Below are 21,717 nucleotides of genomic sequence, written 5' to 3'. Positions count from 1 at the left end.
GTGGCGGTCTTGCCGGCGCTCCGCCCGCTTCCGGCCGGGATGGTCGCCGACGCGCCGTGGCACCGGCTCCCGCTGCGGCGGCACTGACGAACCCGCTCCTGCCACTCGGGAAGTGCAACGCCGCCCGTCGGGACCTATCGGATCAGTACCCGCTCGCCCGATCGGGGCACCACGGCCGTGAAGCCGAGTTCGCGGTCCATCCGGTCGCGCAGCGCCTCAGAGCCTTCGGGCTCGCCGTGGACGAGGTAGACGGCGCTGGGCGGCGGGGCGTTGCGGAGCCAGTCGATGATCTCCGTGGCGTCGGCGTGTGCGGAGAAAGCGGGGACGTTGACGACCTCGGCACGCACCGGGACGTAGGTGCCGTACATCTTCAGCGTGCGGGCGCCGTCGACCAGGTCGCGGGCGCGGGTGCCCGCGGCGGCGTAGCCGACCACGATCACGGTGTTGCGGGCGTCGGGCAGCAGGCGGGCGAGGTGGTGGACGACGCGGCCGCCGGTGGCCATGCCGGAGGCGGAGACGATGACGGCGGGGCCGTGGGCGTGGTCCAGGGCGAGCGACTCCTGGAGCGAGTGGATCAGGGTGAACGGTTCCGGGTCCAGCGCGGTGGGGCCTTCGGCGAGGACGTCGGGGCGCAGCTGGTCGGAGCCCGCTGCGAAGGCCTCCCGGTAGATCTGCAGGGTCGCCAGCGCCATGGGACTGTCCACGTACACGGGCACGTTGGCGGGCAGTCGGCCGGCCCGCCGCAGTTCGCCGAGCTGGTGCAGCACGACCTCGGTGCGGTCGACGGCGAAGGACGGGATGACGACGGTGCCGCCGCGGGCGAGAGTCCGTTCCAGTGCGCGGGCGAACCACTCGCGGGCGGCCGTCTCCTCGTGGTGCCGGTGACCGTAGGTGGACTCCATCAGGAGCACGTCGGCGCCGGTGAAGGGTTCGGGCGGGCGCAGCAGGGGGTGGACGGGACGGCCGAGGTCGCCGCTGGCGGCGATGGTGTGGCCGTCTTCGAGTACCAGGTGGGCCCAGGCGGAGCCGAGGATGTGTCCGGCGCGGTGCAGCCGCAGGACGATGCCGGCGGTGATTTCGACGTCGGTGTCCAGCGGGACGGGGTCGAACATCCGCAGCGCGTTCTCGACGTCCTCGTCGTCGTAGAGCGGTTGTGCCGGGCGGTGCTTGGACCAGCCGTGTTCGTTCGCGTGATCCGCCTCCTCGCGCAGCAGGTGGGCACTGTCACGAAGGATGAGTTCGGCGATCCGGGCGGTGTCCGGGGTGGTGAGCACCGGTCCGCGGAAGCCGTCACGGACGAGGCGTGGCAGGTAGCCGCAGTGGTCCAGGTGGGCGTGGGTGAGGACGACGGCCCGTACGTCCGCGGGGTCGAGCGGAAGCGGGCGGCGGTTGCGGCGGCGCAGCTCGGCCAGGCCCTGGAAGAGGCCGCAGTCGATCATCAACCGGGCGTGGTCGGTCTCGATCAAGAACTTGCTGCCGGTGACGGTGCCCACGCCGCCGAGGAAGGTCAGTAGTCCGGGCCTCGGAGGCGGACCGGATCCGCCGGTGTCGGTCGTCGTGGTGTCCGTCCTCATGGCCGCCTCCCATGGAGCGTGAGGTCACTCCCATCGTCCCGCCGCCCGGCTGCGCCGTCCTGGGCCGGAACGGCCCGTCGGCAGGGACCGTCCGGCCCTGTCCGCCGGCCTCGGGGGGGCGGACAGTGAAGGCGGGACCACCCGAGGAGGAGTGAGGACGATGCAGCACCGCAGCGTCAATGACGTGATGACCCACGAGGTCGTCACCGCCCGGCCCGACACACCGGTCAAGGAGGTCGCGGCGCTGTTCCACCGCAACGACATCACCGCGATCCCCGTCGTCGACGACCAGGGACGACCGCTGGGCATGGTCTCCGAAGCCGACCTGATCCGCAAGGAGGCCGTCCTGCCGGACCCGGAGGGACGCTACCCCGGCCGCTGGCTGGACGCGAAGGACCGTGCCCGCGCCGAGGCCGAGACGGCCGGCGGGCTGATGACCAGCCCCGCCGTCACCGCCCGCCCCGGCTGGTCCGTGCCCGAAGCCGCGCGGGCCATGGACAAGCACCGGGTCAAGCGGCTGCCCGTGGTCGACGAGGTCGGCCGACTGGTCGGCATCGTCAGCCGCCGGGACCTGCTGCAGGTCTTCCTGCGGCACGACGCGGCCATTCGCGACGAGATCAACCACGACGTGCTCGGCCAGACCCTCTGGGTGGCGCCCGGCGACATCCGGGTCGCGGTGCAAGACGGCGTGGTCACCCTGGAGGGGCGGCTGCCGCGCCGCAGCCTGATCGCCGTCACCGAACGGCTCTGCCGCGCCGTGGACGGTGTGGTGGCCGTCCACGCCACCCTGGACTGGACCGAGGACGACACCGAGCAGCCCCTGGAACACCCCCGCGCATACCGCGCGGCGTCGTAGGAGGCCACGATGACCCTCACACCGAGTACCGTCGCCGACGTGATGACCCACGCCGTGGTCGCGGTCGGCCGCGACGCGGACTTCCGCGAGATCGCCGACACCCTGCAGCGCTGGCGGGTCAGCGCACTCCCGGTGCTGACCGGGGACGGCCGGGTCGTCGGAGTGGTCTCCGAGGCCGACCTGCTCACCGCCCGGGACCGTGACGGCGAGCGCGCCGAGGCTCTGACGGCCGGGCGGATGATGTCCGTCCCGGCGGTCACCGTGCACCCCGGCAGCCCGCTGAACGAGGCCGCCCGGGCGATGGCCCGCGGCCACCTGAAACGGCTCCCGGTCGTGGACGAGGAGGACTACCTGGTCGGCATCGTCAGCCGCGGCGATCTGCTGAAGGTGTACCTCGGCGACGACCGCGAACTCGCCGACCGGGTCCGCTTCGAACTCGTTGCCACTCTCGGCCCCGGCGCGGCAGTGGACACCGACGTCCGCTCCGAGAGGGGACGGATCACGCTGACCGGAGGCCTTCCCGACACCGTCTCCGCCGGAATCCTGGAACGCCTGGTGAGTTCCGTGCCCGGCGTCGTCGGCGTCGAACTACGGCTCGCCACGCCGGCCTGATCGTGGCGGTACTCGCCGCTGTCGACGGTTCGCCGGAGAGCCTTGCCGCCGCCCGCTGGGCCGCCGACGAGGCGGTCCGGCGCGGCACTCGGCTGCGGTTGGTGTACGCCTGGCCCCGGCCGCAGCACGCGGTGCCGGGGCTGCCCGGTGTGAGCGAGGTGCGTGGCCGGGCGCTCGGCATGCTCGCCGACGCCGCCGAGTGGGTGCGGGCGAACCACCCCCAGCTGGGGGTCGACACCGAGTTGCTGCACGAGCACGCGCCCGCCGGGGTCACGGCCGCAGCGGAATCGGCCGAGCTGGTGGCACTCGGTTCCGCCGCGCGTCACGGCCCGCTCGGGTCGGTGGGGCTCGCCGTCGCGGCCCACGCGCCCTGTCCCGTCGTCCTGGTCCGGGCGAACCCGGGTACGGCCGGGTCTCGGGAGGTGGTCGTGGGCGTCGACGCCCACGACCCGGCGGGGGCTGTCCTCGCCTTTGCCCGAAAGGCTGCCATGACGGCGGGCGTCCCGCTCCGGGTCGTCCACGCGTGGACTCCGCCCGCGGCTTGGAGGGCCCGCTCGGCCACTGACCGGGCTCTGCTCGCGGAGGCGGAGGAGGGCGCCCTGGTCGAGCTGCTGGTGCGCGACCCGGAGCCGATCGCCGTCCCGGACGTCAGGCGCGCCTGGCCCGCTGACGCACTGACGGACGCCGCCCGATCCGCGGGCCTGCTCGTGCTCGGCCGCACCGGGAACCACCTGGGACCGGTCACCCGGGCGGTGGTCCACCGCGCCCGCTGTCCGGTCGCCGTCGTACCGCGCTGACGACCCGGGCGGCAGGAAGCTGCGCCGGGCGGTCCGAACGCGGAGTATCGATTGTGCCGATGTCCGCGCACCCCCACGGAGCAGGCCATGGACACGCCCGGGCCCGTACGCGTCTTCCTGCTGGACGACCACGAGGTGGTCCGGCGCGGGGTGCGTGACCTCCTGGAGGCCGAGCCGGACCTGGAGGTCGTCGGGGAGGCCGGCAGCTGCGCGCAGGCCCTCGCCCGGGTGCCGGCGCTGCGCCCGGACGTCGCCGTGCTGGACGTGCGGCTCCCGGACGGTGACGGCGTGAGCGTCTGCCGGGAGCTCCGGGACGGGCTGCCCGGCCTCGCCTGCCTGATGCTGACCTCCTTCGACGACGACGACGCCCTGCTCGACGCCGCCCACGCCGACCCCGAGCAGCACCACCAGCGCCCGCACTGACCAGGTGGGCCCGGAGGTAGAGCCGAACGGCCCAAGCGGCTTGCCCCTGCCCGGACGCACGGTGGAGGTGACGAACCTCCCGCCACGGCCGAGGAGACGGCGATGATGTACTGGAACGACGGTGGTATGAACGGTTGGGGAATCGGCCTGATGACCGTGACCATGCTGCTCTTCTGGGCGCTCGTGATCCTCGGTGTGATGGCCCTGGTCCGACACCTGGGGCGGACGACCCCGGGCAACCCGGTGGCGCCGGTTCCGCCGACCGCGCCGTCACCGCAGCGGCAGACCCCGGAGCAACTGCTCGCCGAACGCCTCGCCCGCGGCGAGATCGACCCCGACGAGTACCGCACCCGTTTGGACGTCCTGCGCGGTGGCGATCCGTCCGCCTGCGGCTGACCCGGGCCGACGACCCACCCTGGAGGCGGTCATGCCCACCCTCGCCCTCGACGCCCGCGCGCTGGAGAAGCTGGTCTCCGCCGCGGTGGCGGCACCCTCGATCCACAACAGCCAGCCCTGGCGCTTCCGGCTCCAGCCGGACACCTCGACGCTGGAGGTCCGGGCCGACCGCAGCCGGGCCGTCCCGACCGTCGACCCGCAGGGCCGGGCGCTGCACATCTCCGTCGGCGCGGCCGTCCTCAACCTGAGGGTCGCCGCCCGCCACCTCGGCTGGGCGCCCGAGGTGAGGCTGCTGCCCGACCCCGCCGAACCGGACCTCCTGGCGGCCGTCGAACTCGATGCTTCGGCCCCCGTGCCCGCCCCGGGTACGGAGAAGCTGTACGAGGCGATCTGGCACCGGCACTCGATCCGCACCCCGTTCACCGGCGAGCCGGTTCCCCCGGCCGTCCTGGAGGAACTGGCCACCGCCGCCCGGTCCGAGGACGCCCTGCTCCACCTGCCCGACCACGCGGAGACCGAACGGCTGCTGCACCTCACGGCCGAGGCCGAGCGCCGCAACACCACCGACGAAGCCCAGCGCACCGAGAGCCGCAACTGGACCCGCACCGGCGAGGTACCGCCGTACGGCATCCCGGCCACTGCGCTCGGCCCCCAGGACGCGGCCGGCCACCTGCCGATGCGCGACTTCTCCGCCATCCACGCCGCCGAACACCACTCTCCGACACTGTTCGAACGCGAGCCGTGCATCGCCGTCCTCGCCACCGAGCACGACGGCCCACGGGACTGGCTGCAGGCCGGCCTCGCCCTGGAACACGTCCTGCTCGCCGCCACCGTCCACGGGGTCCGCGCCTCCCTGCTCGACCAGGCCATGGAGTGGCCCTACCTGCGCCGGGAGGCCCGCGACCCGCACCGCGGCCCCGGCCACGTCCAGATCCTGATCCGCCTCGGCTACGGCCCCGAGGGCACGCCCACGCCTCGTCTGACGGCCGGTGACGTATGGGACCCGACCTGACCGGTCAGGGGACGGGGAGACAGGATTCGCCCCGGCAGAACCAGCTGTCCCCGGCGACGGCGTCGAAGGACGCCTAATCGTCGGGCAGTGGTACCTGCCAGACCAGCTCGGTGCCGCCCTCGGGGCGAGCCCGCGCGGTGAAGGTGCCGCCCAGGGCGGTGGCGCGGTCGGCGAGGTTGGTCAGGCCGCTGCGGCGGCCGCGCTCGGGCAGGCCGACGCCGTCGTCGGTCACGGTGACGGTCAGGTCCGTCCCGGCGGTGACCGAGGCCTCGACGGCGCCGGCGTTCGCGTGACGCGCCACGTTGGACAGCGCCTCCTCCAGGACCGCCACCGCGGCGTCCGCGATCTCGGCGGGGACGGCTACGTCGAGCAGGCCGGTCATCCGCAGGGCCGGGGTGAATCCCAGGACGAGGGCCGCGCGGTCGACCACGTCGACGAGCCGGGTGCGCAGGCCCGTCGCCGCCGGGCCCCTCTCGCGGACCCGGAGGCCGAAGATGGTGCTGCGGATCGTCTTCGCGGTCTCGTCCAGGTCGTCGATCGCCCGCAGCACCCGGTCGGTCGCCTCGGGGTGGTCGATGAAGCGGGTCGCGCCCTGCAGGGTCATCCCGGTGGCGAAGAGCCGCTGGACGGCCAGGTCGTGCAGGTCGCGCGCGATCCGGTCGCGTTCCCGCAGCAGAGCGACCTGTTCGGAGTCCCGGCGCCGCTGGGCGAGCTCCATGGCCACCGCCGCCTGTCCCGCGAAGCCCAGCAGGGGCCCGGACTCGCCCTCGTCGAACAGCGGTGCGCCGGCCGCCCTGGCCAGCAGCAGCACCCCGCGGATGCCGCGCTCGGCGGTGCCGACGGGGACGGCGACGGCCGGGCCCAGGCCCTCCCAGCGCGGCGGCCCGGCGGTGATCCTCGGGTCGTGCCGGACGTCGGGGCTCACCACGAGCCCGCCGGTGTGGAAGGCCGCGCCCATGAAAGAGCCCTCGACCGGGAGCACCAGACCGCGGTGTTCCTGCGCGCCGAGGCCGACGGCGATCCGTACTTCCAGCTCGCCGGTGTCCGGCAGTGGTACGGCGACGACGGAGAGGTCCGCGCCGGCGATGTCGGCCGCCCGGGCGAGCAGCAGGTCCAGCACCTCCTGCTCCGCGCTGCCCGAGAGCAGGCTGCTGGTCACCTCGGCACTGGCCTCCAGCCAGCGCTGCCGCTGCCGGGCCCGGGCGTACAGCCGGGCGTTGTCGATGGCCACGCCGGCGGCGACGGCGAGGGTGGCGAGCACCGCCTCGTCCTCGGCGTCGAAGTCGCCGCCGCCGCGCTTCTCGGTGAGGTAGAGGTTGCCGAACACCTTGTCGCGGATCCGGATCGGCACCCCCAGGAAGGTCCGCATGGGTGGGTGGTCGGCCGGGAAGCCGTAGGAGGCGGGGTGGTCGGAGAGCCGGGAGAGCCGCAGCGGCTCGGGGTGGCGGATCAGCTCGCCGAGGATGCCGTGCCCGGACGGCAGGGCGCCGATGATCTTGACCTGTTCGTCGGTGACCCCGACCGGGATGAACTGCGAGAGGCGCTGGTCCTCGCCGATCACCCCGAGCGCGCCGTACTCGGCGTCCACCAGGGTGACGGCCGCCTCCACGATGTGCTGCAGCACCTGGGTCAGCTCCAGGTCGCGCCCGACCGCGAGCACCGCCTCCAGCAGGCTGTGGACGCGGTCGCGGGTGCCGCGGGCGGCGTCCAGCCGGGCCTGGAGTTCGTCCAGGAGCTCGTCCAGCCGCAACTTCGGCACGGGGGCGCCCGGCTCCGTTGCGCTGGACTGTGAAGCGCTGTCCAAGGGAACCTCCACGGCTCGCCCCTCGATGCCCACGGACCAGCGTAGGCGCGCCCGCCGCAGATCGTCGGGCGCGGGGGTCCCGTGGCGGCCGTCGCGAATCGCCGGGAAGGTGCCGGCGCCGCTTTCGGCCCGGTCGGCTTCCGTCTCCTCGGCTGCGCCACCTGCAGCACCCCGTGGACCGAGGCGTTCACCTCCTCGGACCGACGGCGGCGGTGGCAGGACGTCACCGCGGGCCCCGATCGAGCCGTACGGCCCATTGCCGCGGTCTGTCCGGCCCATGACCCGCCGCGGGGCCGGGCCTACGGTGAATACGGGGGATTCCGGTCCGGTTCACCCCTTCGAACGACATCTCGGGTGGTCGTCATGCAAGCCGACCTACTCCACACCAGGACCGGGCTGTGCGACGGCACCGCCGTGGTGTCGCTGGAAGGCGAACTCGACGTCACCACCGCGCAGCCGGTCATCCACGCCGTGGCCTGGGCCCTGCGGGAGCGCCCGGAGCAGTTGGACCTGGACGTCACGAAGCTCGACTTCTGCGATGCCGCCGGACTTCGAGCCCTTCTCCGGGCCCGCAGGATGGCGAACGTCCAGCACGTCGAGTTCCGCCTCGCGGGGGCCGGGCCGCAGCTTCGGCACCTTCTCGTTCTTCTCCGGGCCACCAGCCTCCTCCTGCCCTCGCCGCCGCTCACGGCGCCGCACGCGTCGGCCGGGGGTGCAGCGCGGGAGCCACCGCGCCGGTAGGCCGGTCCCGTCCGGGCGGGGCGTTCGCGCCCACCGGTGCTCGTCGGTGTCCCGCCCGACGCACGACCTCAGCGGTGGCCGTCGCGACCGCTCGCCTGCCTACGCTCCTGCCACCACGCCGCGACTCCGGTCTTCGCGTTGAAGGCGGTGGTCACGGCGCGCTCGGCCATCGAGCCCCGGTGCGGCAGCAGCCCGAGCTGGCGGGCCCACTGGGCGCCGTCGAAGGCTATCCGGTCGTGTCGGATCCGACCGTCTTCGATCTCCATGAAGTCGATGCCCTGGATGTCGAACTCGCGTCCGTTCGGCCTGAACCCCTGGAACGGCGCGCCGTCGAACGTGCCGCGGATCCGCCACTCCACGGCCGCGTGCCGTCCGTCCCCCATGACCGCCTCCGCGGAGAACGACAGGTCCGGCAATGCCCCTCGGAGTTCCTCGAAGAACCCGCGGACCGCGACACGACCGCGTTGCTCCCCGAAGGGAAGGACCTCGAAGACGGCGTCCTCGTGAACCAGCTCGCTGTACCGGTCCAGATCGCCTGCTCCGAGGGCGTCCGCCGCGCTGCGGGCGACATCCGCGGGTGCGAGTGGTGACGTGGGCGCGCTCATGGGGCCCTCCTGGCAAAGAATGGTCCGCCGACGGACTGCGGGCATCTCTTCCCAGCCTCGCCTGGCACCCATGACCGTGCCATTCGGTCGGTCCGCCGGCGTCCCACCCCCGCGGTCCGGCACGACCGCCCGGCCCGTCCGACATGAGCATTGTGCTGCCCGTCCTCGTCGCGGCCGGATGCCCGGCGTGCTCGCCGACGCCGCCGGGCGGGCGCACGATCCGACGGTATGCCGTGGAGGTCGGTACCGGGGCGGCACCGGCCCGTGACCGCCTGCCGAGGGTTCGAGGGGGTGAGGTCGGTCAGGTCTCCCGCAGCGCGCTGCGGGAGACCGGGATCAGCACGTCGAGGAGCCGCTGGACGACGTCGCGGAGCAGGTCGTCGACGGTGAGCATGCCGACCGGGCGGCCGCCGTCGATCACGGGCAGGCGGCGGACGCCGGTGTTGCGGAAGGTGCGGTAGGCCGTGTCGAGGTCGTCGTCGACGTCCAGGGTGACGACGCGGACGGTCATGAGGTCGGTGACGGGCCGCTCCGGGCTTCCGTCGTGGGCCATGCCACGGACGGTCAGGTCGCGGTCGGTGAGGATGCCGAGCAGCCGGTCGCCCTCCGTGACCAGGACGCAGCCGACCGCCCCCTCTTCCATCCGTCGGGCCGCTCCCACGGCCGTCGCGGTGGGGCCGACCGTCACCGGAGGTGACGTCATCAGGTCCGAGGCCTTCACGGCGCGGTGGCCTTCCGGGTGCTGCTCACCGAGACCGTGACGTCCGGCGGCCGGTCGAGCGTGTTCTTCACCGTGCAGTGGCGGACGACCGCCAGTAGGCCGGGCGCTCGTCCGGGTGGCAGACCCGGTGCGGTGACCTCGATGGACACGGAGGCGATCCGGGCCGGGCGGTCCTGGGACATGGTGTAGTCGCCGGTGACGTGCAGGCCGTCGCGGCTCAGCCCGTGCCGGTCGAGGTAACCGCCGGCGTAGTGGGCGGCGCAGGAGGCCAGGGCGGCGGCACACAGCTCGACCGGGGTCGGTGCGGAGTCGGTGCCGCCCGCGTCGAGCGGCTGGTCGACGGCCAGCACGTGGGACCGGATGCCGATGGCATAGAGGTCCCCGGCGACCGGGTCCACGTCGATCCGTCCGGGCCGAAGCGCCCGGGGCCGTTCGACGGCGGCGGCGTGGCGGAGCAGTGTTCCGGCCAGGCGCCTGGCCTCGGCCGGGGTGAGCGAGATCCGCAGCCGGTCGGTGTCGTGCGGCTCGCGGGCCGTGTCGAGGACGACGTGACCGGTGTCCGGCGGGGCCGCCGGGGTGTGGCGGGACACGGAGACGGTCCGTCCGGCGGCGGTGTGCAGCAACTGCTGGGTGGCGGTGCGGGATTCGTCGGTCAGCACGGTCGGTGCCTCCGCTCGTCAGGGCCCGGAACGGGGAGCGGGCCTCCATGTCCAGCAGACCGCCGCCGGGAACGGGTCGGCAGGGTCGTTTGGCCCGCCACCCGGCCCCAGCCGCCGGGTTCCGGTCCTGAGGACTCCGGCCGCGGCGTCGTCCGTCCGGCGCAGTGCCTCGACCGCCCGTCGTCGGCCGTCGCCGAGCAGGCGGAGCAGGGCCGGTCGGGCCCGTTCGCAGGCCGGGGGGCCTTGGTCCGTGGACCAGGACCGACCGGCCCATGCGGAAAACCGGCGGGCGGCCGACAGTGGAATGACGGGGACCGCCACCCGGGCGGCGTCGGGAAGCAGGCCGAGGAGGGCGCAATGGGGACGACGGCACCGCTCGTGGAACTGGACGAAGCAGGCCTCGCCGCACTGGTCGCGGCCCTGCGGCAGCGGGGACACACCGTGATCGGGCCCACGGTCCGGGACGGCGCGATCGTGCTCGCCGAACTGGCCTCGGCACAGGAGCTGCCGTACGGCTGGGGGATCGAGGCCGAGGCCGGCACCTACCGGCTGCACCGGCGCGAGGACCGGGCGGCGTTCGCCCACTCCGCCGGGCCGCAGTCCTGGAAGACCTTCCTGCACCCGCCGCGGGCCAGGCTCTGGCAGGCCGACCGGGCCGGGGACGGCACCGTCACCGTCCGGGAGGGGGAGGACGGCCCGTCGCCGCGCTACGCCTTCCTCGGCGTGCGCCCCTGCGACCTGCGCGCGATCGCGGTGCAGGACCGGGTGCTGACGGGCGGCGCGTACGCGGATCCGGTCTACGGTCGGCGGCGCGCCGGCGTGTTCATCGTGGTGGCCGAGTGCACCGAGCCCAGCGGGGTCTGCTTCTGCGCCTCGATGGGCACCGGCCCGGGCGTGCCCGGGGGCGCGTCCTACGACCTGGCGCTGACCGAGACCGTCGAACCGGACGGGCCGCACTACCTGGTCCGCGTCGGCAGCCCCGACGGCGAGGAGGTCCTCGCCGCGATCCCCAGCCGTCCCACCGACGGCGAGCACGCCCGCACGGCCGTCGCCGAGGCCGCCGGTCGGATGGGCCGGAGCATGGACCCGACCGACCTGCGCGCACTGATGGCCGGCACGATGAACGCCGAGCGCTGGAACCAGGTCGCAGACCGTTGCCTGACCTGCGGCAACTGCACCATGGTCTGCCCCACCTGCTTCTGTACCACCACCGAGGAGGTCACCGACCTCACCGGTGACCACGCCGAGCGGTGGCGACGCTGGGACTCCTGCTTCGACCTCGACTTCTCCTACCTGCACGGCACCGGTCCGGTCCGCACCTCCGCCCGCAGCCGATACCGCCAGTGGCTCACCCACAAGCTCGGCACCTGGCACGACCAGTTCGGCTCCTCGGGCTGCGTCGGCTGCGGGCGCTGCATCGCCTGGTGCCCGGTCGGCATCGACATCACCGAGGAGGTCACCGCCCTGCGGGCCGAGGCGACGACCACCGGGGGTGCGTCATGACGCACCCGACCACGCCCGTGCCGTACCGGGTGCTGGGCCGCCGCCGTGAGACCGCCGACACCGTCACCCTCGACCTGGCACCGGCGGCCGCGCCGCTGCGGCCGTTCCGCCCCGGGCAGTACGCGATGCTGTACGCCTTCGGGACGGGCGAGATCCCGCTCTCCACCAGTCGGATCGACGGCGCGGTGCTGAGCCACACCGTCCGTGCGGTCGGCAAGGTCAGCGAGGCACTGTGCCGGGCCGAGCGCGGCGACTGGATCGGCTCCCGCGGACCGTACGGCACGGCGTGGCAGACCCCGCCCGCCGGCAGCGACGTGCTGATCGTCTCCGGCGGCGTCGGACTCGCCCCGCTGCGCCCGCTGATCGAGGAGGTCCTCGCGAGGGCCGAGGCGTACGGGACGGTCTCGGTGCTCGCCGGGTACCGCGATCCCGGTGAGCAGCTGTTCCTCGACGACCTGCCGCGCTGGCGCTCCCGCGCGCACGTGGAGGTCACCGTGGATCGCCCCGAGCCCGGCTGGTGCGGGGCGACCGGCCTGGTCACCGCCCTGCTGGCCGACGCCGTCTTCCGGCCCGACCACTGTTCGGCGTACCTCTGCGGCCCCGAGGTGATGATGCGTGCCACCGCCCGCGAGCTGTCGCGCCGAGGCGTCCCCGCGGACCGGATCCGGGTCTCGCTGGAACGCAACATGCGCTGCGCCACCGGCTGGTGCGGGCACTGCCAGCTCGGCCCCGTACTCGTCTGCCGGGACGGTCCGGTCCTCGGCTGGGACCTGGTCGACGGCCTGCTGGACACGCCGGAGAGGTGAGCGCCATGGGCACCCCGCGCCTGGCGGTGTGGAAGTTCTCCTCCTGCGACGGCTGCCAGCTGACCCTGCTCGACTGCGAGGACGAACTCCTGGAGCTTGCCGGGACGATCGAGATCGGTTACTTCCTGGAGGCCTCCAGCCGTGAGCTGCCACCGCCGTACGACCTCTCCCTGGTCGAGGGCTCCATCGCGACGGCCGCGGACCTGGACCGCATCCGGCGGGTCCGCGAGCAGTCCCGCCACCTGGTGACCATCGGCGCCTGTGCCACCGCCGGCGGAGTCCAGGCCCTGCGCAACCTGGCGGGCCTGCCCGAGTACCAGGCCGTCGTCTACGCCCGGCCCGAGTACGTCGACAGCCTCGACGACTCCACCCCGGTCTCCGCCCACGTGCCGGTCGACCTCGAACTGCGCGGCTGCCCGATCGACAAGCGGCAACTGTTGGAGGTGATCACGGCGTACCTGGCCGACCGCAAGCCCGACATCCCCACCCACAGTGTCTGCTTCGAGTGCAAGATGCGCGGCACCACCTGTGTCACCGTCGCCCACGGCACCCCCTGCCTCGGCCCGGTCACCCAGGCCGGCTGCGGTGCGATCTGCCCGGCGTACGGGCGCGGCTGCTACGGCTGCTTCGGGCCCATGGAGACGCCCAACACCCGCGCGCTGCTGCCGCTGCTGCGCCGCGACGGCGTGGCGGAGGCGGACGCCGCCCGGCTCTACCGTACGTTCAACGCCGAGGCTCCCGGCTTCGCGGAGGCGGCCCGACAGGCGACGGAGGACACCGGATGACCCATCGCACCCGACGCTTGCTGACCGTCGGTGCGCTGGCCCGCGTCGAGGGGGAGGGCGCGCTGCACGTCTCCGTCCGAGGGGAGGAGGTGGAGAGCGTCCGGCTGGCGATCTACGAGCCCCCGCGCTACTTCGAGGCGCTGCTGCGCGGTCGCCGGTACACCGAGCCGCCCGACCTCACCTCCCGGATCTGCGGGATCTGCCCGGTGGCGTACCAGATGAGCGCCTGCCAGGCGGTGGAGGACGCCTGCGGGGTCCGGGTGGACGGCCAACTCGCTCAGCTGAGGCGGCTGTTGTACTGCGGGGAGTGGATCGAGAGCCACACGCTGCACATCTACCTGCTGCACGCCCCCGACTTCCTGCGCCTGCCGGACGCGCTGGCGCTGGCCCGTACCGACGCGGTCCTGCTGCAGCGCGGGTTGCGGCTGAAGAAAGCCGGGAACGAGATCGTCGAAACGCTCGGCGGGCGGGCGATCCACCCGGTCAACGTCCGGCTCGGCGGCTTCCACCGGCTCCCGACCCGGGCCGAACTCGACCACCTGGCAGCGGTGTTGCGCCGGGCGCGGACCGACGCCGAGGACACCCTCGGCTGGGTGTCCGGGTTCGAGTTCCCGGCGCTGACCGTCCGGCACGAACTCCTCGCCCTCACCGAGCCCGACGGCTACGCCATCGACTCCGGCACGCCCACCGGAGCCCTGGCCGGCCTGTTCGGCGTGGCGGAGTTCGAACAACGCGTCCGCGAGCACCAGGTGCCGCACTCCACCGCCCTGCACGCCACACTCGACGGCCGGCCGCACCTCACCGGGCCGATCGCCCGCTGGAACCTCGGCAGCGGACGCCTGCCCACCGCCGTCCGGGCCCTCGCGGCCGAGGCCGGACTCGGCCCGCACTGCGACAACCCCTTCCGCGGCATCGTGATCCGCGCCGTCGAAGTCCTGTGGGCCGTCACCGAGGCACAACGGATCATCGAGCAGTACGAGCCGCCGCCCGGCCCGGCCGTACCCGTCCCGCCGAAGACCGGCACCGGGTACGGCGCCACCGAAGCGCCGCGCGGGCTGCTCTACCACCGGTACGACATCGACGCGGACGGACTCGTCCGGCAGGCCGTCATCGTCCCGCCCACCGCACAGAACCAGACCGCGATCGAAGCCGACCTGCGAGCCTTCATCGAACCCCGGTTGCACCTGGACGACGCCGAGTTGACCCGGCAGTGCGAGCGGGTGATCCGCAGCTACGACCCGTGCATCTCCTGCGCGGCGCACTTCCTCGCCCTCACCGTGGAGCGGAGTTGACGGACTCGGGCAGGGGACGGGTCGTCGTCATCGGCGTCGGCAACGAGTACCGCCGTGACGACGGTGTCGCCGTGGCCGTCGTCGCGGAACTCGCGACCGCAGGCCCGGCCGTCGATCGGCTGGCCCTGTGCGACGGCGAGCCCACCAGGCTGATGGAGCTGTGGGACGGTGCCGACCTCGCCGTCGTCGTCGACGCGGTGCGCCTGGACCCCGGTGAGCCGGGCCTGATCCACCTCATCGCCGTCGACGCCGGTCGCCCGCCCGCCGATTCCCCGGCGGACGAGGCGGCGGCCGGTACGCACGGCCTGGGTTTGGGCCACGGTGTCGCGCTGGCGGCCGCCCTGGGGAAGCTGCCGCGCGAGCTGCTGATCGTCGCGGTCGAGGGCCGGGACTTCTCGATCGGCGAGGGCCTGAGCCGGGCCGTCGCCGATGCGGTGCCGCACCTCGTCGCCGAGGTCCAGAGGGCTGTGGAGGCGTACCGGGGGCATCGGGCCCGGCCGTGAGGGCCGCACCCACACCAGCGGGCCCGGACCGGTGACGCCGACCGGCCCGGGGTGGTCCACCACCCAGCCCTTGGTCTCCGTCGGACGCGGTTCCGTCGTGGTCATCGCCCTCTCCTGCCGTTCGACCCACGGCGTGCTCGTCCGGGTCAGGCCTGCTGCTCCGCGGCCGCCACCGCGTGCTTCACCGCGGCGAAGCTGTCCGGGGTGACGGAGATCGAGTCGATCCCGGCCTGCACCAGGAAGCGGGTGAAGCCGGGGTCGTTGCTGGGGCGTTGGCCGCAGAGGCCGGCGTGGCGGCCGGCCGCGTGGGCGGTGGCGATCAGGGACTCGATGCTGCGGGTGACGGCCGGGTCGCGCTCGTCGAAGAGGTGGGCGAGCAGGCCGGAGTCGCGGTCGACGCCGAGGGTGAGCTGGGTGAGGTCGTTGCTGCCGATCGAGAAGCCGTCGAAGCGCTCGGCGAACTGCTCGGCGAGCAGGATGTTGGCAGGGATCTCGGCCATGACGTACACCCGCAGGCCGTTCGCGCCCCGGGCGAGGCCGTTGTCGGCCATCACCGAGAGGACCTGGTCGGCCTCCCGCGGGGTGCGGCAGAACGGGATCATCACCACGATGTTGGTCAGCCCGAGTTCGTCCCGGGCCCGGCGCAGCGCCTGGCATTCCAGGGCGAAACCCTCGCGGTAGCCGGGGTCGTAGTAGCGGCTCGCGCCGCGCCAGCCGATCATCGGGTTGGCCTCGACCGGCTCGAAGGGCGCGCCGCCGACGAGCCGGGCGTACTCGTTCGTCTTGAAGTCGCTGGTGCGCACCACCACCGGGTCCGGCCAGCGGGAGGCGGCGATCCGGGCGACGCCATGGGCGAGGCGGTCCACGAAGTAGTCGGTCCGGTCCGGGTAGCCGTACGTCAGTTCGTCGACCAGGCGGCGGTCCTCGGGCGAGAGCCGTCCGGGGTGGACCAGCGCCATGGGGTGGACGCGGACCTGGTGGGCGACCACGAACTCGGTTCGGGCCAGACCCACACCGTCCGCCGGCAGCCGCCACCAGCGGAACGCGGCTCCGGGGTCGGCCAGGTTGAGCATCACCTTCGTCCGAGTGCCCGGGAGCGAGCCGAGGTCGGTCTCGGTCGCCTCGTACGCGACGCGGCCCGCGTAGACGTGGCCCTCCGCACCCTCGGCACAGGAGACGGTGACCTCCTGCCCCTCGGCGAGCACCGTGGTCGCCGAGCCGGTGCCGACGAGTGCGGGCACACCGAGCTCGCGGCTGACGATCGCCGCGTGCGAGGTCCGGCCGCCGTGGTCGGTGACGATCGCGGCGGCCCGCTTCATGAGCGGCTCCCAGTCGGGGTCGGTGATCTCCGTGACCAGGACGGCGCCCTGCGGGAAGCGCTCCAGCCCGACCGGTTCGGCCAGCGCGCACACCGGCCCGGCGCCGATCGCCTCGCCGACGGCGATGCCGTCCACCAGCCGCTCGCCGGTGCCGGTCAGCCGGAAGCGGCGCAGCACCTCGCCGTGGCGGCGGGACTGCACGGTTTCCGGACGGGCCTGGACGAGGAACAGCCGGCCGGTGATGCCGTCCTTCGCCCACTCCAGGTCCATCGGGCAGCCGTAGTGCTCCTCGACGGCCACCGCCCACTCGGCGAGCGTGCGGATGTCGCCCTCGCCGAGCACGGGCCGGGAACGCTCCCGGGCGTCGGTGTCGATGGTCGTGGTCGAGCCGTCCCCGGCGTACACGGCCTTGCGGCGCTTGGCGCCGAGCTGCACCTGGACGACGGGGTCGAGGTGGTGGTCCTTGAGCACGGGCTTGAACACCGTGTACTCGTCCGGGTCCACCTGGCCGCTGACCACCGTCTCGCCCAGCCCCCAGGCCGCACTGATCACCACCACACCGGGGAAGCCGGTCTCCGTGTCCAGGGTGAACACCACGCCCGCGCCCGCCAGGTCGGAGCGCACCATCAGCTGCACCCCGACCGACAGCGCGAGGGAGAGGTGGTCGAAGCCCATCCGCTCCCGGTAGTCGATCGCCCGGTCGGTGAACAGCGAGGCGTAGCAGCGCCGGCAGGAATCCAACAGAGCGGCAGGCCCCCGGACGTTGAGGAAGGTCTCCTGCTGACCGGCGAAGCTCGCCTCCGGCAGGTCCTCGGCGGTCGCGCTGCTGCGCACCGCGACGTCCGGGTCCGTCCGACCGGCCTCGCGTGCGAGCTGCCCGTAGGCCTCCACGACCTCGCGTTCCAGGGCCGGCGGAAGTGGGGTGGCGAGGACGGCGGACCGGATGGCGGCGCCGACCTCGGGCAGCGGGGCGCCCCCGTGCAGCCGGTCGACCTGACCGGCGATCCGCTCGCGCAAACCTCCCGCGTCGAGCAGCTCCCGGTAGGCGTCCGCCGTGGTGGCGAAGCCGTCGGGCACCCGGACCCCAGCCGGGCCCAGGCCGTTGATCAGCTCGCCGAGCGAGGCGTTCTTGCCACCGACCAGGCCGACGTCTTCCCGGCCGAGGTCGCGGAAGCGGATGACACGGCGCATGGCTGCCTCCAGGCGCGCTGGCTGGGCGTCCCGACGGCGCTGCGGCCGCGGGCTCCGTACGTTCCCACAGTGCTCCTGCGGCAACGGGCGGGGAAGGCGCAGTGGGTCCCGGGTGACGGGACCGGTCGGCGGCGACGGCAGGGCCGGTCGGCCCGGTTCGCATGCCGGGCAGTGGTGGAAGGCCGGCCCGATGACGCGAACCGGCGTGTGGTGTCAGGTGCCGTAGCCGCCGCCACCCGGCGTGCGGATCTCCAGGGTGTCCCCGGCCGCGACCTCGGCGCTGCCGCAGCCCGGCAGGTCCTCGACGGTGCCGTCGGCGCGCAGGACGCGGTTGGCGCCGAGGGCGCCGGGCGAGCCGCCGGCGAGGCCGTACGGGGGGACGCGGCGGTGGCCGGTGAGCAGGCTGACGGTCATCGGCTCGCGGAAGCGCAGACGCCGAAAGGCGCCGTCGCCACCGTGGTGACGCCCGGAGCCGCCGCTGCCGGGGCGGACGGCGAACTCCTCGACGAGGACCGGGAGGCGCCATTCCAGGACCTCGGGGTCGGTGAGGCGGGAGTTGGTCATGTGGGTCTGGACGGCGGCCGCCCCGGCGAATCCCGGGCCGGCGCCGGAACCGGACGCGATGGTCTCGTAGTACTGGTGCTCCGCGTTGCCGAAGCTGAGGTTGTTCATCGTGCCGGAACCCTCCGCCTGCACCCCGAGCGCGGCGTAGAGGGCGCCGACGATGGCCTGGGAGGTCTCCACGTTCCCCGCGGCGACGGCGGCGGGGTACTCGGGGGCGAGCATGGAGCCGGACGGCACGACGATCCGCAGCGGGCGCAGGCAGCCGTCGTTGAGCGGGATGTCGTCGGCGACGAGCGTGCGGAAGACGTACAGGACGGCGGCGGTGACCACGGCGGAGGGCGCGTTGAGGTTGGTGTCGAGCTGGGGGGACGTGCCGGTGAAGTCGATGACGGCGCTGCGGTCCCGGCGGTCGACCCGCACCGAGACGGCGATCACCGCACCGGAGTCGGTCTCGTAGCGGTACGTGCCGTCGGCCAGGCCGTCGACGGCGCGGCGCACCGCCTGTTCGGCATTGTCCTGGACGTGCCGCATGTAGGCCTGGACGACGTCGAGTCCGAAGTGGTCGACCATCGCTTCGACCTCGTCGACGCCCTTGCGGTTGGCGGCGATCTGGGCGCGCAGGTCGGCGAGGTTGGTGTCCGGGTCGCGGGACGGGTACGGCGCCTCGGTGAGCAGCCGGACGGTCTCCTCCTCGCGCAACCGCCCGCCCACCACCAGCGGCCAGTTGTCGAAGAGCACGCCCTCCTGGTGGATCTCCCGGCTGTCGGCGGGCATCGAGCCGGGGGCGGTGCCGCCGATCTCGGCGTGGTGGCCGCGGGAGGCGACGAAGAACAGCACGTCCTGCCCGTCCTGGTCGAAGACCGGGGTCACCACGGTGATGTCGGGCAGGTGGGTGCCGCCGTGGTACGGGTCGTTGACGGCGTAGGTGTCGCCGGGGCGCATCCCCCGGCCGCGGCGGCGGATCACCTCCTTGACCGTGGTGCCCATCGAGCCGAGGTGGACGGGGATGTGCGGGGCGTTGGCGACGAGGTTGCCGTCCGGGTCGAAGAGCGCGCAGGAGAAGTCCAGCCGCTCCTTGATGTTGACCGACTGTGCGGTGGACTCCAGCCGGGCGCCCATCTGCTGGGCGATCGCCATGAAGAGGTTGTTGAAGACCTCCAGCAGGACCGGGTCGGCGGCGGTCGGGACGGCCTCCTCGGCGGTGGCCCCGAGCTGCTCGACCAACAGGTGCCCGGCCGGTGTGACGACGGCCCTCCAGCCGGCGTCCACCACCGTGGTGGCGTTGGCCTCGGCGATCACGGCCGGGCCGGTGACGGTTTCGTCGGGGTGCATCGATCGCCGCTCCAGCAACGGGACCTGCCGCCACCCGCCACCGGTGTACAGGCGGACGGCGACGGGATCGGCGCGAGCGCCGGTGGGGGAGAGGGCGTCGAGCCGGGGCTGCTCGGTCAGGCCGGTGCCCTCCACGGCGAGGGCTTCGACCACGAGCGGGCGGTCCATCAGGAACGAGTAGGTGGCCCGGTGCCGTTCCTCGAACTCGGCCCGCATGCGGGCCGGTTCGCCCAGGGGGACACCGATGGTGGTGTCGGTGCCCTGGTAGCGCAGCCGGGCCCGGCGGGTCCGCCGGATCCGTCCGGGCGGGACGCCCTGGTCGAGCAGATCGCGGGTGGCCGTCTCGGCGAGATCGTCGGCGAGAGCCCGTACCGCACCCATCTCCTCCTCGGCCAGCGGCCGTTCGACGGCCTGCTCGCGCAGGACGACAGTGTCGGCCAGGCCGATGCCGAGGGCCGACAGCACCCCGGCCATGGGCGGCACCAGCACGGTGCGGATGCCCAGCGCCTCGGCCACCGGGCAGGCGACCTGGCCGCCCGCGCCACCGAAGGTGGTCAGGGCGTAGCGGGTGACGTCGTGGCCCTGCTGGACGGAGATCCGCTTGATCGCGTTGGCGATGTTGCCCACCGCGATCCGCAGGAAGCCCTCTGCCGCCTCCTCGGCCGAAAGACCGCCGATCTCGTCGGACAGTTCGGTGAACCGGCGCCGGGTCAGAGCGGAGTCGAGCGGCTGGTCGCCGTCCGGCCCGAAGACGTGCGGGAAGTGCTCGGCCTGGATGCGGCCGAGCAGCAGGTTGGCATCGGTGACGGTCAGTGGTCCGCCGTTGCGGTAGCAGGCCGGGCCCGGGTCGGCACCGGCCGAGTCCGGTCCGACCCGAAGGCGTTCGCCGTCGAAGCGCAGGACCGAGCCGCCGCCCGCCGCGACGGTGTGGATGGCCAGCATCGGCGCTCGCAGCCGCACCCCGGCGACCTGGGTGGTCACGACCCGTTCGTACTCGCCCGCGTAGTGCGACACGTCGGTGGAGGTACCGCCCATGTCGAAGCCGATCACCCGGTCGTGGCCCGCGAGTTCCGACATCCGCACCATGCCGACGATGCCGCCGGCCGGGCCGGAGAGGATCGCGTCCTTGCCCCGGAAGTGGCCGGCCTCTGCGAGGCCGCCGTTGGACTGCATGAACATCAGCCGGACACCGGCCAGTTCCTCCGCGACCTGCCGGACGTAGCGGCGCAGGCCCGGGTCGAGATAGGCGTCGACCACGGCGGTGTCCCCGCGCGGAACGACCTTCATCAGCGGGCTCGCCTCGCTGGACAGCGACACCTGGTCGAAGCCGAGCCGCTCGGCGAGCCGGCCGATCTCCCGTTCGTGGGCGGGGTGCAGGTAGCTGTGCAGGCAGACCACCGCGACCGAGCGCAGGCCCTCGTCCAGGCACCCGCGCAGGTCCTCGGCGAGGCGGTCGAGGTCGGGCGGGCGCAGGACCTCGCCGTCGGCGGTGACCCGTTCGTCCACCTCGACCACCCGGGCGTAGAGCGGCTCGGGCAGGACGATCTCGCGGGCGAAGATCTGCGGACGGTTCTGGTAGCCGATCCGCAACGCGTCCGCGAAGCCGCGGGTGATGCACAGGACGGTCGGCTCCCCGGTGCGCTCCAGCAGGGCGTTGGTGGCCACCGTGGTGCCCATCCGGACGGAGTCGACGTGCACGTCGAGATCGGCGTCGGGCGGCAGCAGGGCCCGGATCCCGGCGACGGCCGGGTCCCGGTGGCGGACCGGGTCGTGCGAGAGCAGCTTGTGGGTCAGCAGTCGGCCGTCCGGAGTCAGTGCGACCACGTCGGTGAAGGTCCCGCCCCGGTCCACCCAGAACTGCCAGCCCCTGGCTGCCATGACCGGCTCCCTCCGCCGTGCCGTGTGGCGTTCCACGCGCGAGTGGCCCCGCGCACGAGTATCCGACCGGGCGAACCACCCGGGCAAACGGAACATACTGGGCGGAAAGGTCGACCCTGGAGGCAGCGATGACGGCCACGACGGTGGGGGTGCTGCGCGAGACCGTACCCGGGGAGCGCCGGGTGGCACTGGTGCCCGACCTGGTGACGGCCGTCAATCGGCTCGGCGTGGCCGTCCTGGTCGAGTCCGGCGCCGGACTCGACCACCAAAGAGCACCCCACGCAACACCCCGCGCCTCCAGGGGCCCAGTGGGCCCAGGTGCCCGACCACGCTCTTCCCCCGGC

The 21,717-nt window shown here is 73.6% G+C and carries 18 protein-coding genes and 2 pseudogenes; 13 read left to right on the top strand and 7 right to left on the bottom strand.

Features of this window, described 5'->3' with window-relative positions:
* Positions 1-134 precede the first annotated feature (134 nt).
* A complete protein-coding gene (locus ACZ7KX_RS29585; protein WP_470329130.1) occupies positions 135-1,574 on the bottom strand; it encodes an MBL fold metallo-hydrolase RNA specificity domain-containing protein in 1,440 nt (479 codons plus the stop codon).
* A gap of 160 nt (positions 1,575-1,734) precedes the next feature.
* Between ACZ7KX_RS29585 and ACZ7KX_RS29580 the strand changes: the two genes are divergently transcribed.
* From ACZ7KX_RS29580 to ACZ7KX_RS29555, 6 genes and pseudogenes are all read left to right on the top strand, one after another.
* Positions 1,735-2,430 (top strand): CBS domain-containing protein, encoded by a 696-nt coding sequence (locus ACZ7KX_RS29580; RefSeq protein WP_470329129.1) that lies wholly within the window; start codon positions 1,735-1,737, stop codon positions 2,428-2,430.
* Positions 2,431-2,439: 9 nt separating this feature from the next.
* On the top strand, positions 2,440-3,042 hold the full coding sequence (locus tag ACZ7KX_RS29575; protein ID WP_470329128.1) for a CBS domain-containing protein: 603 nt from the start codon (positions 2,440-2,442) through the stop codon (positions 3,040-3,042).
* A 2-nt stretch (positions 3,043-3,044) separates the two neighbouring features.
* Positions 3,045-3,839, top strand: a complete 795-nt coding sequence (locus tag ACZ7KX_RS29570; protein WP_470329127.1) for a universal stress protein — start codon at positions 3,045-3,047, stop codon at positions 3,837-3,839.
* 87 nt (positions 3,840-3,926) lie between these two features.
* A pseudogene (locus ACZ7KX_RS29565) lies at positions 3,927-4,229 on the top strand (response regulator); the annotation flags it as partial.
* A gap of 135 nt (positions 4,230-4,364) precedes the next feature.
* Positions 4,365-4,658, top strand: coding sequence for an SHOCT domain-containing protein (locus tag ACZ7KX_RS29560; protein ID WP_470329126.1), 294 nt, complete (start codon positions 4,365-4,367; stop codon positions 4,656-4,658).
* 31 nt (positions 4,659-4,689) lie between these two features.
* Entirely contained in the window at positions 4,690-5,670 is a 981-nt protein-coding gene (locus ACZ7KX_RS29555; RefSeq protein WP_470329125.1) for an Acg family FMN-binding oxidoreductase, read from the top strand.
* 73 nt (positions 5,671-5,743) lie between these two features.
* Here the strand turns inward: ACZ7KX_RS29555 and ACZ7KX_RS29550 are convergent, their stop codons facing one another.
* Complete coding sequence (locus ACZ7KX_RS29550) at positions 5,744-7,429, bottom strand: sensor histidine kinase (protein WP_470329124.1); 1,686 nt, start codon at positions 7,427-7,429, stop codon at positions 5,744-5,746.
* A 408-nt stretch (positions 7,430-7,837) separates the two neighbouring features.
* On the opposite strand from ACZ7KX_RS29550, the gene ACZ7KX_RS29545 reads away from it, so the two are divergent.
* The gene (locus ACZ7KX_RS29545; RefSeq protein WP_470329123.1) at positions 7,838-8,215 is read left to right on the top strand and encodes an STAS domain-containing protein; all 378 of its coding nucleotides are present in this window, start codon (positions 7,838-7,840) and stop codon (positions 8,213-8,215) included.
* Between the two features lie 68 nt (positions 8,216-8,283).
* Here ACZ7KX_RS29545 and ACZ7KX_RS29540 read toward each other — a convergent pair whose 3' ends face one another.
* The 3 genes from ACZ7KX_RS29540 to ACZ7KX_RS29530 all read right to left on the bottom strand — a co-directional run bounded on the left by ACZ7KX_RS29540 (position 8,284) and on the right by ACZ7KX_RS29530 (position 10,200).
* Positions 8,284-8,820: an ester cyclase gene (locus ACZ7KX_RS29540; RefSeq protein WP_470329122.1), complete on the bottom strand. Its 537-nt coding sequence runs from the start codon at positions 8,818-8,820 to the stop codon at positions 8,284-8,286.
* Between the two features lie 301 nt (positions 8,821-9,121).
* Positions 9,122-9,523, bottom strand: a complete 402-nt coding sequence (locus ACZ7KX_RS29535; protein WP_470329121.1) for a CBS domain-containing protein — start codon at positions 9,521-9,523, stop codon at positions 9,122-9,124.
* A 14-nt stretch (positions 9,524-9,537) separates the two neighbouring features.
* Positions 9,538-10,200, bottom strand: coding sequence for an OsmC family protein (locus tag ACZ7KX_RS29530; protein WP_470329120.1), 663 nt, complete (start codon positions 10,198-10,200; stop codon positions 9,538-9,540).
* Positions 10,201-10,557: 357 nt separating this feature from the next.
* On the opposite strand from ACZ7KX_RS29530, the gene ACZ7KX_RS29525 reads away from it, so the two are divergent.
* The 5 genes from ACZ7KX_RS29525 to ACZ7KX_RS29505 are packed head-to-tail and all read left to right on the top strand — an operon-like array spanning position 10,558 to position 15,089.
* Complete coding sequence (locus tag ACZ7KX_RS29525; RefSeq protein ID WP_470329119.1) at positions 10,558-11,703, top strand: 4Fe-4S dicluster domain-containing protein; 1,146 nt, start codon at positions 10,558-10,560, stop codon at positions 11,701-11,703.
* A complete protein-coding gene (locus tag ACZ7KX_RS29520; RefSeq protein ID WP_470329118.1) occupies positions 11,700-12,509 on the top strand; it encodes an FAD/NAD(P)-binding protein in 810 nt (269 codons plus the stop codon). The genes ACZ7KX_RS29525 and ACZ7KX_RS29520 overlap by 4 nt, the downstream gene beginning before the upstream one ends.
* A gap of 5 nt (positions 12,510-12,514) precedes the next feature.
* A complete protein-coding gene (locus ACZ7KX_RS29515) occupies positions 12,515-13,294 on the top strand; it encodes an NADH-quinone oxidoreductase subunit B family protein (RefSeq protein WP_470329117.1) in 780 nt (259 codons plus the stop codon).
* Entirely contained in the window at positions 13,291-14,586 is a 1,296-nt protein-coding gene (locus tag ACZ7KX_RS29510) for a Ni/Fe hydrogenase subunit alpha (protein WP_470329116.1), read from the top strand. The genes ACZ7KX_RS29515 and ACZ7KX_RS29510 overlap by 4 nt, the downstream gene beginning before the upstream one ends.
* Positions 14,583-15,089, top strand: a complete 507-nt coding sequence (locus ACZ7KX_RS29505) for a hydrogenase maturation protease (RefSeq protein ID WP_470329115.1) — start codon at positions 14,583-14,585, stop codon at positions 15,087-15,089. The genes ACZ7KX_RS29510 and ACZ7KX_RS29505 overlap by 4 nt, the downstream gene beginning before the upstream one ends.
* Positions 15,090-15,235: 146 nt before the next feature.
* Here ACZ7KX_RS29505 and ppsA read toward each other — a convergent pair whose 3' ends face one another.
* On the bottom strand, positions 15,236-17,599 hold the full coding sequence (gene ppsA / locus ACZ7KX_RS29500) for a phosphoenolpyruvate synthase (RefSeq protein ID WP_470329114.1): 2,364 nt from the start codon (positions 17,597-17,599) through the stop codon (positions 15,236-15,238).
* A gap of 213 nt (positions 17,600-17,812) precedes the next feature.
* Positions 17,813-21,373, bottom strand: coding sequence for a hydantoinase B/oxoprolinase family protein (locus ACZ7KX_RS29495; protein WP_470329113.1), 3,561 nt, complete (start codon positions 21,371-21,373; stop codon positions 17,813-17,815).
* Positions 21,374-21,501: 128 nt separating this feature from the next.
* On the opposite strand from ACZ7KX_RS29495, the pseudogene ACZ7KX_RS29490 reads away from it, so the two are divergent.
* Positions 21,502-21,717 (top strand): annotated as a pseudogene (locus ACZ7KX_RS29490) (hypothetical protein); the annotation flags it as partial.

The organism is Kitasatospora sp. NPDC038210, from assembly GCF_055600605.1.
Note: the sequence above shows the minus strand (reverse complement) of the source record. Positions and strands in the feature narration are given on the sequence as shown.